This is a genomic window from Paracoccus sphaerophysae, from assembly GCF_000763805.1.
GTDB lineage: Bacteria > Pseudomonadota > Alphaproteobacteria > Rhodobacterales > Rhodobacteraceae > Paracoccus > Paracoccus sphaerophysae.
Map to the genome: position 1 here is coordinate 32,897 of NZ_JRKS01000012.1, position 13,057 is coordinate 45,953.

At 69.0% G+C, this 13,057-nt stretch carries 9 protein-coding genes; 5 read left to right on the plus strand and 4 right to left on the minus strand.

Annotation, left to right across the window (positions count from 1 at the left end):
- Positions 1-148: 148 nt before the first annotated feature.
- Both IC63_RS17950 and uvrA read right to left on the minus strand, forming a co-directional pair.
- Positions 149-460: a hypothetical protein gene (locus tag IC63_RS17950; RefSeq protein ID WP_156965371.1), complete on the minus strand. Its 312-nt coding sequence runs from the start codon at positions 458-460 to the stop codon at positions 149-151.
- 268 nt (positions 461-728) lie between these two features.
- A complete protein-coding gene (uvrA, locus tag IC63_RS05760; RefSeq protein WP_052041915.1) occupies positions 729-3,629 on the minus strand; it encodes an excinuclease ABC subunit UvrA in 2,901 nt (966 codons plus the stop codon).
- Positions 3,630-3,805: 176 nt separating this feature from the next.
- Here uvrA and IC63_RS05765 point away from each other — a divergent pair, with 176 nt between their 5' ends.
- On the plus strand, positions 3,806-5,428 hold the full coding sequence (locus tag IC63_RS05765; RefSeq protein ID WP_036717818.1) for a bifunctional metallophosphatase/5'-nucleotidase: 1,623 nt from the start codon (positions 3,806-3,808) through the stop codon (positions 5,426-5,428).
- A gap of 17 nt (positions 5,429-5,445) precedes the next feature.
- On the opposite strand, the gene miaB is transcribed toward IC63_RS05765, so the two are convergent.
- Positions 5,446-6,777 carry a tRNA (N6-isopentenyl adenosine(37)-C2)-methylthiotransferase MiaB gene (gene miaB, locus IC63_RS05770; RefSeq protein ID WP_036717821.1) on the minus strand — a complete coding sequence of 444 codons (1,332 nt, stop codon included), beginning with the start codon at positions 6,775-6,777 and terminating at the stop codon, positions 5,446-5,448.
- 229 nt (positions 6,778-7,006) lie between these two features.
- Here miaB and cysS point away from each other — a divergent pair, with 229 nt between their 5' ends.
- The 4 genes from cysS to IC63_RS05790 all read left to right on the plus strand — a co-directional run bounded on the left by cysS (position 7,007) and on the right by IC63_RS05790 (position 11,992).
- On the plus strand, positions 7,007-8,500 hold the full coding sequence (cysS, locus tag IC63_RS05775) for a cysteine--tRNA ligase (RefSeq protein WP_084115520.1): 1,494 nt from the start codon (positions 7,007-7,009) through the stop codon (positions 8,498-8,500).
- A complete protein-coding gene (cimA, locus tag IC63_RS05780; RefSeq protein ID WP_036717824.1) occupies positions 8,497-10,110 on the plus strand; it encodes a citramalate synthase in 1,614 nt (537 codons plus the stop codon). Before cysS ends, cimA begins: the two co-directional genes overlap by 4 nt.
- Positions 10,107-10,853, plus strand: coding sequence for a squalene/phytoene synthase family protein (locus IC63_RS05785; RefSeq protein WP_036717827.1), 747 nt, complete (start codon positions 10,107-10,109; stop codon positions 10,851-10,853). The genes cimA and IC63_RS05785 overlap by 4 nt, the downstream gene beginning before the upstream one ends.
- 95 nt (positions 10,854-10,948) lie before the next feature.
- Positions 10,949-11,992 (plus strand): protein-glutamate methylesterase/protein-glutamine glutaminase, encoded by a 1,044-nt coding sequence (locus IC63_RS05790; RefSeq protein WP_036717829.1) that lies wholly within the window; start codon positions 10,949-10,951, stop codon positions 11,990-11,992.
- Positions 11,993-12,007: 15 nt separating this feature from the next.
- Here the strand turns inward: IC63_RS05790 and IC63_RS05795 are convergent, their stop codons facing one another.
- A complete protein-coding gene (locus tag IC63_RS05795; protein ID WP_036717832.1) occupies positions 12,008-12,931 on the minus strand; it encodes an MBL fold metallo-hydrolase in 924 nt (307 codons plus the stop codon).
- Positions 12,932-13,057 lie beyond the last annotated feature (126 nt).

The window sequence follows — 13,057 nt, forward strand, 5'->3', positions numbered from 1 at the left end:
CCCGCGAGTAGCTTGGCTCGGTCCGGGTTTAGCCCCTGCCCCTGCAAGGGTCAATGCGATGAGACGCGGGCCGAGGCCGCCGCACGGCGCCTTTTGCAGGGCGGGCGGACGGGATTCAGTCGAGCCGGCCGTCGATCGCCTCGACCAGTCAGGTGCGCAGCCCGCCATCGTCCAGCGCGGCGATCTCGCGCGCCGAGGCGGGTTCTTCCCGATGGACCAGCAGCACATTGTTCCCGGCCGGGTCCTGACCTGCGACAAATTCGCCGTCCTCGCTGCCGGCGCCGTCGATCGAGGGCGTCATCCCCAGCGCGGCGACCGTATGCATCACCCGTTCGGCCTGCGCCTCGTAGGCGGGGGAAAACCGCTCCCCGGGGCTGCGCGGGGGTGTCGCCGTCCAGACCCCAGGCCCAGCCTGCGCCCCGTCATCGGGACGGGGGAAATGCGGGAAACCGTCGCTCATCTGGCATCCTTTCGGCTCAGGGCAACGGGGCCAGAAAGCGCGCGATGCGGTCCAGCACCGCGGGCCCGGCCTCGCGGTGAGGGAAGTGAGCGACGCCGGGCATGATTTCAAGCGCCCCGTCCGGTCCGGCGATCAGCTACGCCTGGTCGGGGGTGCCGTATTCGTCCTCGGCGCCGTGGACGCGGTCGTCATTGTAGTGCTGGGCCAAGATCGACACCACCGCAACGCAGTCCTTCGGTCAGGCCGCCGCCCGCGGCGGGCGCATCGCCTAGGCGGCGGTCCGGCGCTTGCGGACCGGCTTGACCTCGGCCCCCCGCCGCCTTGCCGCGGTCGCCAGCATCGGAGAGAGATAGCGGCCGGTGTGGCTGTCAGGCACCTCGGCGACCTGCTCGGGCGTGCCTTCGGCGACGATCTCGCCGCCGCCATCGCCGCCCTCGGGGCCAATGTCGATGATCCAGTCGGCGGTCTTGATGACGTCCAGGTTGTGCTCGATCACGATCACCGTATTGCCCTGATCGACCAGCGAATGCAGCACTTCCAGCAGCTTGCGGGTGTCGTCGAAATGCAGCCCCGTCGTCGGTTCGTCGAGGATGTACAGCGTCTTGCCGGTCGAGGCGCGGGAGAGTTCCTTGGCCAGCTTGACCCGCTGTGCCTCGCCCCCCGACAGCGTGGTGGCCTGCTGGCCGACCTTGACGTAGCCGAGGCCCACCTCCAGCAGCGCGTCCATCTTGGACCGGATCGAGGGCACCGCCTTGAAGAACTCCTGCGCGTCCTCGATGGTCATGTCCAGCACGTCGGCGATGGACTTGCCCTTGAACTCGACCTCGAGCGTCTCGCGGTTGTAGCGCTTGCCCTTGCAGGTCTCGCAGGTGACGTAGACGTCGGGCAGGAAGTGCATCTCGATCTTGATGACGCCGTCGCCCTGGCACGCCTCGCACCGCCCGCCCTTGACGTTGAAGCTGAAGCGCCCGGGCTTGTAGCCGCGGGCCTTCGACTCGGGCAGCCCGGCGAACCAGTCGCGGATATGGGTGTAGGCGCCGGTATAGGTCGCCGGGTTCGACCGCGGGGTGCGCCCGATGGGGCGCTGGTCGATGTCGATGACCTTGTCCAGCAGCTCGAGCCCCTTGACGGCGCGGGCGGGCGCCGGGGTCTGGCGAGCGCCGTTCAGCCGCATCGAGGCGGTCTTGAACAGCGTCTCGATGGTCAGCGTGGACTTGCCGCCGCCCGAGACGCCGGTGATGCAGGTGAACGTCCCCAGCGGGAACCCGACCGTCACGTCCTTGAGGTTGTTGCCGGTCGCGCCCTCGACCACGACCTTCTTGCCGTTGCCCTTCCGGCGTTCGGCCGGGACGGGGATCTCGCGCACCCCGGCCAGATACTGGCCGGTCAGGCTGGCCGGGTCGGCCTCGATCTCGGCCGGCGTGCCCTTGGCGACCACCTGCCCGCCGTGGACCCCCGCCCCCGGCCCCATGTCGAAGACATAATCGGCGTGGCGGATCGCGTCCTCGTCATGCTCGACCACGATCACCGAGTTGCCCTGATCGCGCAGCCCCTTCAGCGCATCGAGCAGCCGGTCGTTGTCGCGCTGGTGGAGCCCGATGCTGGGCTCGTCCAGCACATACAGCACCCCCGTCAGACCGCTGCCGATCTGGCTGGCAAGCCGGATGCGCTGGCTTTCCCCGCCCGACAGCGTCCCGGCGGCGCGGCTGAGCGTCAGGTAGTCCAGCCCCACGTTGACGAGGAACCCCAGCCTTTCGCGGATTTCCTTGAGGATGGCGCGGGCGATCTCGTTCTTCTGCGCCGTCAGGCTCTCCGGCGCGGCCTCGACCCAGGCCAGCGCCTCGCGGATCGAGAGGTCCGTGACCTGGCCGATATGCGTGCCGGCGATCTTGACCGCCAGCGCCTCGGGCTTCAGCCGCCAGCCGTTGCAGACATGGCAGGGGCGGTTGTTCTGATAGCGCTCCATCTCTTCGCGCGACCAGGCGCTGTCGGTCTCGCGGTACCGGCGCTCCATGTTGGGGATCACGCCCTCGAAGGTCCGGCTGACCTCGTAGACGCGGCCGGCATCGTCGAAGCGGAAGCGGATTTCCTCGGCACCCGAGCCGTGCATGAACAGCGACCGGGTCTGGTCCGGCAGGTCGCGCCACGGGGTCTTGCAGTCGAACCCGTAATGCTTGGCCAGCGCGTTGATCGTCTGGGTCAGATAGGCCGATTTCGACTTGGCCCAAGGCGCAATGGCGCCTTGCGCCACCGACAGGCCGGTGTCGGGGACGATCAGCCGTTCGTCGAAGAACAGCTCGACCCCCAGACCGTCGCAGGCCGGGCAGGCGCCGTAGGGAGCGTTGAAGGAAAACAGCCGCGGCTCGATCTCGGCGATGGTGAAGCCGCTGACCGGGCAGGCGAATTTCTCGGAAAAGGTGATGCGCTCGGGCTCGCCCTCGCCCTCGGCCGGGGCGGTTTCCAGAACGGCGATGCCGTCGGCAAGGTCCAGCGCGGTGCGGAAGCTGTCGGCCAGCCGCGTGGCGATGTCGCCGCGCACGACGATCCTGTCCACCACCACGTCGATGTCGTGGCGCAGCTTCTTGTCCAAGACCGGCGGTGTGTCGAGTTCGTGAAACGCCCCGTCCACCCGCACCCGCTGGAACCCCCGCTTTCGCAGGTCCAGCAGTTCCTTTTCATAGGCGCCCTTGCGGTCGCGGACCATCGGGGCGAGCAGATAGGCGCGCGTCCCCTCGGGCAGGGCCAGCACCCGGTCCACCATGTCCTGCACCTGCTGCGCCTCGATCGGCAGGCCGGTCGCCGGCGAATAGGGCGTGCCGGCGCGGGCGAACAGAAGCCGCAAATAGTCGTAGATTTCCGTGACCGTCCCCACGGTCGAGCGCGGGTTCTTCGAGGTCGTCTTCTGCTCGATCGAGATCGCCGGCGAGAGGCCCGAGATGTGGTCCACGTCCGGCTTGCCCATCATGTCGAGGAACTGCCGCGCATAGGCCGACAGGCTCTCGACATAGCGCCGCTGCCCCTCGGCGTAGATGGTGTCGAAGGCAAGGCTGGACTTGCCCGACCCGCTCAGCCCGGTGATGACCACCAGACTGTCGCGCGGAATGTCCATGTCCACGCCCTTGAGGTTGTGTTCGCGCGCACCGCGGACTTCGATGAACTTCTGTTCCATGCGGACCTCGTGGGGGGACAAGGGCATCAGATAGGCACCGCGCTGGGGAACGCAACCCGGGCCACCGGGAACATAGCGCGAACAAACGGAAAGGAAAACCCGCCGGCGTGCTGGACTGCCATGCGGGCGTCGTGTTCTCTTGCGAAAGACCCCCGACCCAAAGCGGAGCCCCGGCGATGAAGTTCACGACCCCCATTACGACGCGCACCCTGCTGGCCTCGGCCGGCCTGCTGGCGCTCAGCGTCGGCGCGGCGCAGGCGGAATACGTGCTGCACGTCCTGCACACCAACGATTTCCACAGCCGCATCGAGCCGATCAACAAGTACGATTCGACCTGCGACGCCGAGACGCTGGAGAAGAAGGAGTGCTTTGGCGGCGTGGCCCGGCTGGCCGCCGCGATCAAGGCCAAGCGTGACGAGATCAAGGCCGCCGGTGGCAACGTCATCGTGGTCGATGCCGGCGACCAGTATCAGGGGTCGCTGTTCTACACGACCTACAAGGGCAAGGACACGGTCGAGTTCATGAACGCGATCGGCTATGACGCCATGAGCCTCGGCAACCACGAATTCGACGACGGGCCGGACGGGACCATGATCCTGCTGGACGGCGCGAAGATGCCGGTGATGTCGGGCAACCTCGACGTGTCGCAGTCCAACCAGCTGAACGGCAAGCTCAAGGACACCATCACGCTGGACGTGGACGGCGAAAAGATCGGGCTGGTGTCCACGCTGGCGATGGACACGCCGGAAACCGCATCCCCCGGCAACACGGTCATCTTCAAGGACGACCTCGAAAGCCTCAAGGGCGACGTGCAGGCGCTGACCGATGCCGGGGTGACCAAGATCATCGGCCTGACCCATGTCGGCTATGCGCGCGACCAGGACTACGCGGCCCAGGTGCCGGGGCTGGACGCGATCATCGGCGGCCATTCGCACACGCTGCTGGGTCCGATGGAGGGCGCGGCCGGGGCCTATCCGACGATGGTCAAGGCCGCCGACGGGCCCGATGTGCCGGTCGCCACGGCCTATGCCTATGGCAAGTACCTGGGACACCTGACCCTGACCTTCGACGACGCCGGCAAGCTCACCGCCGCGACCGGCGAGCCGATCCTGATCGAACAGGCCATGCCCGAGGACGAGGCGATCGCCGCCCGGGTCAAGGAAATGGCCGCGCCGATCGAGGAGCTGCGCAACAAGCAGGTGGCCGAGACCGCCGCCCCGATCGACGGCGGCCGCGACAGCTGCCGGGCGAAGGAATGCGAGATGGGCAGCCTGGTCGCCGACGCCATGCTGGCGCGGGTCAAGGACCAGGGAGTGACCATCGCGATCCAGAACGGCGGCGGGCTGCGCGCCTCGATCGATGCCGGCCCGGTGACGATGGGCGAGGTCTATGACGTGCTGCCGTTCCAGAACACGCTGTCCACCTTCGAGGCGACGGGGGCGACGGTGCTCGCGGCGCTGGAAAACGGCGCCAGCCAGTACGAGGAAAAGGCCGGCCGCTTTGCCCAGGTGGCGGGGCTGAAATACAGCGTCGATCCCAAGGCCGCCGCCGGCAGCCGGATCAGCGACGTGCAGGTGGCGTCGGGCGACAGCTGGGCGGCGCTGGACCCGGCGGCCAGCTACAAGCTGGTGACGAACAACTATGTCCGCACCGGCGGGGACGGCTACAAGATGTTCGATGCCGAGGGCAAGAACGCCTATGACTTCGGCCCCGACCTGGCCGACGTGCTGGCCGAATACCTGGCCCAGCAGGGTCCGGGCTACAAGCCGGTGCTGGACGGGCGCATCACCGTCAAGTGAGGGCGTGCGCGGGCGCCCTAGCGCTCGGGTCCCGCCGGCGGGCCGGCCAGTTCGCCCTGCAGCGAATTGGGCGCGCTGGCGACGATCCTCACCTGCACCAGGTCGCCCACCGCGGCCTCCGGCGCCTGCACGAAGACCGAGTGCAGATAGTCCGACTTGCCGACCATCTGCCCCGGCATCCGCCCCGGCTTTTCGAACAGCACCCCCAGCGTGCGCCCGACCATCGCGTCCTGCGCGGCCTTCTGCTGGCGGCCCAGCAGCGCCTGCAATTCCTGCAGCCGCGCATCGGCCACGGAGTCCTCGACCGGGGCGCGGCCCGCCGCGGGCGTGCCGGGACGCGGCGAATACTTGAACGAGAACGCGGTGCCGAAGCCCACCTGCTCGATCAGGCGCAGGGTCGCGGCGTGGTCCTGGTCGGTCTCGCCCGGAAAGCCCACGATGAAATCCGAGGTCAGCAGGATGTCCGGCCGCGCCCCGCGGATGCGTTCGATCAGCCGTAGATACTGATCCGCGGTGTGTTTGCGGTTCATCGCCTTCAGCACCCGGTCCGACCCCGACTGAACCGGCAGATGCAGATAGGGCATCAGCTGCGGCACGTCCCGGTGCGCCGCGATCAGGTCGTCGGTCATGTCGTTGGGGTGGCTGGTCGTATAGCGGATCCGGTCCAGCCCCTCGATCTCGCCCAGCGCGCGGATCAGCGCCCCGAACCCCGAGGCCCCCTCGCCGTGCCAGCCATTCACGTTCTGGCCCAGCAGGGTGATCTCGCGCACCCCGCGGGCGACCAGGTCGCGCGCCTCGGTCAGGATGCGGGCGGCGGGGCGGCTGACCTCGGCCCCGCGGGTATAGGGGACCACGCAGAAGGCGCAGAACTTGTCGCAGCCCTCCTGCACGGTCAGGAAGGCGGCCGGATGGCGGCGGGTGGCGGCGCGCTGCGGCAGGTGGTCGAACTTGTCCTCGGCCGGGAACTCGGTGTCCACGGCCGGCGCCTCGCCCCGCGCCATGGCGGGCAGCCGGTGATAGGCCTGCGGGCCGACCACCAGGTCGACCAGCGGCATCCGGCGGATGATCTCGTCCCCCTCGGCCTGCGCCACGCAGCCCGCGACCCCGATCTTGAGATCGGGCCGTTCCGCCTTGAGCGGCTTCAGCCGGCCAAGATCGGAATACAGCTTTTCGGAGGCCTTCTCGCGGATATGGCAGGTGTTCAGCAGCACCATGTCGGCTGCGGCCTGGTCCTCGGTCAGCTCATAGCCTTCGGCCGCCATCGCCTCGGCCATGCGCTGGCTGTCATAGACGTTCATCTGGCAGCCATAGGTCTTGATGAACAGCCGTTTCGGGCTCTGGTCGGTCATGGCACGGGCTTTCGGTGGGACGGGCGCTGATACCACCGCAGGGGCGACAAGAAAAGCGTCGCGGACGTGCGCGGAGGAAAGCGACGGCGGAGGCCGCTTGCCGCTGGCCGGGCCGGCTGCTAAGGCAGCGCCATGAACGCACGCGCCGCCGATTGCTGCTGCATTACCGTCTGACACGCGACAGGCGGGCCGTTCACGCGCGACATGAACCCCGCCCGAGGGGGAAATCATGGTCGAGATCAAGCTGACCAACACCCGCACCCGGACCAGGGAACCCTTCGTTCCGCTGGACCCGCAGGACGTGCGGATGTATCTGTGCGGCCCCACCGTCTATGACCGCGCGCATCTGGGCAACGCCCGGCCGGTGGTGGTCTTCGACGTCCTCTACCGCCTGCTGCGGCACGAATACGGGGCGGAAAACGTCACCTATGTCCGCAACTTCACCGACGTGGACGACAAGATCAACGCCGCCGCCCTCGCCCGCCAGCAGGCCGGCGACCCGCGCAGCCTGGAAGAGCTGATCCGCGACCGCACCGCCGAGACGATCGGCTGGTACCACGCCGACATGGACGCGCTCGGGGCGCTGCGGCCGTCGATCCGCGGCGTCGTCTCGGACGCGGCCGAGCCGCGGGCGACGGACTATATCCCCCAGATGATCGCGATGATCGCGGAGCTGATCGCCAAGGGCCACGCCTATGCGGCCGAGGGGCACGTGCTGTTCGACGTCCGGTCCTTCCCGGCCTATGGCAGGCTGTCGGGGCGGTCGGTCGACGACATGATCGCCGGGGCGCGGGTCGAGGTGGCGCCCTTCAAGCGCGACCCGATGGATTTCGTGCTGTGGAAGCCCTCGAGCGCCGCCGAGCCCGGCTGGGACAGCCCCTGGGGTCGCGGCCGCCCGGGCTGGCACATCGAGTGCTCGGCCATGTCGGCCGCCCTGCTGGGCGACAGCTTCGACATCCACGCCGGCGGCATCGACCTGCAATTCCCCCACCACGAGAACGAGATCGCACAAAGCTGCTGCGCCCACCCGCAAGCAGAGTTCGCCAAGGTCTGGCTGCATAACGAGATGCTGCAGGTGGAGGGAAAGAAGATGTCCAAGTCGCTGGGCAATTTCTTCACCGTGCGGGATTTGCTGGACCAGGGGATACCGGGCGAGGTGATCCGGTATGTGTTCCTGATGACGCATTACAGGAAGCCGATGGACTGGACGGCGGAGAAGGTTCGCGAGGCAAAAGGCCATCTTGCCCGTTGGCACGCAGTCGTCGGGATGCTTGCAGATGGAGGCACGGCCGATGCCGAGATGATCGAGCTCTTGTGCGACGATCTGAACACCCCTGCCGCTTTGGCACGGCTTCATAAGCTTTCCAACGAACTGACAGCCAACCAGACCATTTCGGAAAGACAGCAGGCGGACTTCATTGCGTCCGCGCGGCTGCTGGGACTGCTGCAGACCGACACATCAGCGTGGGATGATCCGATTGCCCGCGCCCCCGAATTGACCGCCGCGGTTGAAAGACTTCTCAAAGTCTGGGCGACATTGCGAAAGCAGAAGGACTTTGTGCGCGCCGACGCGCTCAAGTCAGACGTCGAGACGTTCGGTGTCCGGTTTCGCGCCACACCCTCCGGTACGGCAGCAGATTTCTTGCGTCCGGCAGACGCATCTTCGTGGGGGCAGGACAACATCGCGGGGCTTAAGGCGATCGAGACGAGGTACAACGCGTGACCCGGTCCACCCTCTCCCTCTACGACACCACCCTCCGCGACGGCCAGCAGACCCAGGGGGTCCAGTTCACCGCCGCCGAAAAGGTCGAGATCGCGCAGATGCTTGACGCGCTGGGGGTCGATTACATCGAGGGCGGCTGGCCCGGGGCGAACCCGACCGATTCGGATTTTTTCGCCGCCGCCCCGCAGACCCGCGCCACCATGACCGCCTTCGGCATGACCCGGCGCGCGGGCCGGTCGGCCGGAAACGACGACGTGCTGGCCGCGGTGCTGGATGCGCGCACGCCCGCCGTCTGTCTGGTCGGCAAGACCCACGACTATCATGTGCGCGAGGCGCTGGGCGTCAGCCTCGACGAGAACCTCGACAGCATCGCCGCCTCGGTCGCCCATGTCGTGGCGCAGGGCCGCGAGGCGATCTTCGACGCCGAGCATTTCTTCGACGGCTACGCGGCGAACCCGGGCTATGCGCTGGACTGCCTCTGTGCCGCCCGCGATGCCGGCGCCCGCTGGATCGTGCTGTGCGACACCAATGGCGGCACCCTGCCCGACCGCATCGGCGCGGTCACGGCCGCGGTCATCGCCGCCGGCATCCCCGGCGACCGGCTGGGCATCCATTGCCACGACGACACCGGCAACGCCGTCGCGGGCTCTCTGGCCGCGGTCGCGGCCGGGGCGCGGCAGGTGCAGGGGACGCTGAACGGCCTCGGCGAGCGCTGCGGCAACGCCAGCCTCACGACGCTGATCCCGACGCTGCTGCTCAAGGAGCCCTACGCCTCGACCCTGCGGACCGGGGTCGGGCACGGGGCGCTGGCCGATCTGACCCGGATCTCGCGCCGGCTGGACGAGATCCTGAACCGCGTCCCCGACCGCGCCGCGCCCTATGTCGGCGCCTCGGCCTTTGCCCACAAGGCGGGGCTGCATGCCAGCGCGATCCTCAAGGCGCCGCAGACCTATGAGCATGTCGATCCCGCCACGGTCGGCAACGAACGCGTCATCCCGATGTCGAACCAGGCGGGCCAGTCGAACCTGCGCGCCCGGCTGGCCGGCGCGGGCATCGCCGTCGCGCCCGGCGATCCGGCGCTGGCCCGCATCCTGGCGGTGGTCAAGGAGCGCGAGGACCAGGGCTACGCCTATGATTCGGCGCAGGCGTCCTTCGAGCTGCTGGCCCGCGCCGAGCTGGACCAGCTGCCGCGGTTCTTCGAGGTCGAACGCTACCGCGTCACCGTCGAGCGCCGGATGAACGCCCGCGGGCACCGGATCTCGGTCAGCGAGGCTGTGGTCGTCGTCCGCATCGGTGATCAACGGGTGATGTCGGTCAGCGATTCCGGCGGCAGCGGCGAGGATGCCGGGCCGGTCAATGCGCTGTGGCGGGCGCTGGCCAAGGACCTGGGGCCGTGGCAGGCCTCGATCGACGGCATGGCGCTGACCGATTTCCGGGTGCGGATCATCGGCACGGGCACGGACGCGGTGACCCGGGTGACGATCGATTCCGCCGATGACCGGGGGGCGGCGTGGTCGACGGTCGGGGTGTCTCCGAACATCGTCGATGCGAGTTTCGAGGCGCTGGTCGACGCGATCCGCTGGAAGCTGATCCGCGACGGCGCGGCATGAGCGACCTCGCGCCGCTGATCGACCGGCTCAGGCGCGACGACCCCGACCGGCTGGCGATGGCGCTGCTCGCCCCCGCTGCGGCGCGGAGCCGACTGGTGACGCTGTATGCGCTGAACGCCGAGCTGGCGCGCACGGCGCTGTCGGCCCGCGATCCGATGGTCGCGGAAATCCGGGTGCAATGGTGGGTGGACCGGCTGCAGGCCTTCGCGGACGGCACCCCGCCGCCGCATGAACTGCTGACGCCGTTGTGGGCGGCATGGGGGCCCGAGGCCGCCGGAATGACGGGGCTGGCCGAGGCCCGCCGCCATGACGCCGCGCGCAAGCCGTTCACCGATCCGCTCGAGGTCGTGGCCTATGCTGATGCCACCGGCGGGGCGCTGATGCAGCTCGCGGCACGGGCGGCGGGGGCGGAGGGCCCGGCGGTGCTGGCGCAAGGCCGCGCCGCGGCGCTGACCGCCTGGCTGCGGGCGCGCCCGGCGCTGCAGGCGCTGGGGCTGGGACTGGCGCGCCCCGATGCGGCGGCCTTGCGGGCATTGGCTGACAGCGCGGCCCGCGCCTTTGCCGTGGCCAGGGCCGCGCGGCGCGAGGTTCCCGCCGCGGCCGCGCCGGTGCTGTTTGCAGGCGCCGCCCCGCGCGCGGTCCTCGCTGCCGCGCAAGAGGGCCGCGATCCTGCGCCGCCCTCGGAGTTCCGGCGCCGCGCCGCGCTGCTGAGGCTCGCGCTGACCGGGCAGTGGTGGGTTTAACCGCTTATTCAGTGGTTTCTGCCAGTTTGGGGGCCAGACAGCGAATCAACGGGGTTTCCGGATGACAACTGCCATGCCGCGTGGGGGGCGCTGAGATGCGCCCGGTCCGCGTTCTTATCATCGACGATTCGATGACCATGCGCCGCCTGATCCGGCTGGCGCTGTCAGGGGACCCCCGGATCGACGTGGTGGGCGAGGCCCGCGACGCCCAGCAGGCGCGCGAGCGTCTGGGCGAGTTGCGGCCCGACGTCCTGACCCTTGACGTGGAAATGCCGGGACAGTCGGGGCTGGATTTTCTCGAACGGCTGATGGCGGTTCGGCCGATGCCGGTCATCATGGTCTCTACCGAGACACATCACGGTACCGCCGCCGCGCTCGAGGCGCTGTCGATGGGCGCGGTCGAATGCGTGGGCAAGCCCGTCAACGCCGCCGCGGCTGCCGATTTCGCCATGCTGCCGGACCTGGTCGTGGCGGCCTCGACCGCCCTCATCGCCCCGCGCCCGGCGGGTCACCAACGCCCGGCCGGGACACCGCCGCCCACCGGCTTCATCTGGAACGGCCGCTTCGTTTTGATCGGGTCCTCGACCGGGGGCGTCGATGCGCTGGAACGCATCCTTTCGGAATATCCCTCGAACTGCCCGCCGACCGTCATCACCCAGCACATGCCGGCGGGCTTTCTGACCAGCTTCGCCCAGCGGCTGAACACCCGGATCCGGCCGACGATCCAGCTTGCCTCGACCGGGGCGCCGCTGCTGCCGGGCAACGTCTATCTCGCGCCGGGGGGTGACACCCACCTGGCGATCTCGTCGCCGCGCGCGCCGGTCTGCCATCTGGTCGATGCCGACAAGCGCAACGGGCATCGGCCCTCGGTGGATTACCTGTTCGAAACCGGCGCCCAGCTGGGCGACAAGGCGATCGCGGTCATGCTGACCGGCATGGGTCGTGACGGCGCCGACGGGATGCTGGCAATGCGCCGGGCCCGCGCGATCTGCCTGGCGCAGGACGAGGCGACCTCGGTGGTCTGGGGGATGCCGCGCGTCGCCTGGGAAAGCGGCGCCGTCGACCGGCTCGTGCCGCTGCCCGAGATCGCCACCCAGATCCTGTCGGCGGCCGGCCGGGCGATGCGCGCGGCGTCGTGATCGGATGAGGCGGCCTCAGTCGCTGGCGACGAAGCGGAAGGTCTCGCCCTGACGCTCGACCCGGCCGGTGCCACCCTCGGGAAGGTGATAGCCGAGGATCGTCCAACCCTCGTCGGCAAGCCGCGCCAGGTTGGCCTTGCGGGTTGCGGCGGCAAGCTCTGGGTCGCTGTCGGTCGCGGTGCCGACATCCGGCTGCAGGAAACCCATCGGCGACGTCACGAAATCTCCGGTGACGAAGATGCCCTGGTCCGGGGTGCCGACGGCAAACGACATGTGCCCCGGCGTGTGGCCGGGCGTCATCACCGCCCGGACGCCGGGCAGGACCTCGGCGCCATCCGCGAAGTGGTTGATCTTGTTGGCTACCGCGTCCAGGCGGCGGCTCGCGCCCACGGCAAAGGACTGCCACGCCTCGCTGATCGAGTCGACGGTCGCGGGGTCGGTCCAGTATGCGAACTCGTCCGCGCCCATATGCAGCGCAGCGTTGACGAACAGCGGCTCGTCGAATTCGTCCAGCAGCCCCCACAGGTGATCGGGATGGGCATGGGTAAAGACGACGTCGGTGACATCCTCCGGGGCAACGTTCATCGCCGCCAGCGCCTCGGCGAGCCGCCCCGCCGTCGGCACGAAGTCGGGACCGGACCCGACGTCGAACAGGATCGTCCGGTCCGGAGTGCGCAGCAGCGTGACGTTCAGCGGGCTTCTCATCACTCCGTCCGCCGGCAGATCCGCCAGCTTGAGCAACTCTGCCCGTTCCGCCTCGGGCACCCGCTCGAGAAGCGGACCCACCGGCAACTCGAGATGCCCGTCCGACAGGCTGTCGATCTGGAAATCGCCCATCGTCAGCGTCGTGATGGCCCAGGCCCGTCCGGGCCGGAACGGCAGGCCCGCCGTCGCGGCACAGGCGCCGGCAAGCAGCATGAATCGGCGACTGATCTTCATCCCAAGATCTCCCCATGACCAGCGGCGCGCTGCGACGCCTGCGGCCCCGCCGCCAGTGGACGGGCGGATGCGGTCGCACCGACGCGTGCGAGCGTTCCCAGCGCCCTCCCCCCGCATCGAAGCAGA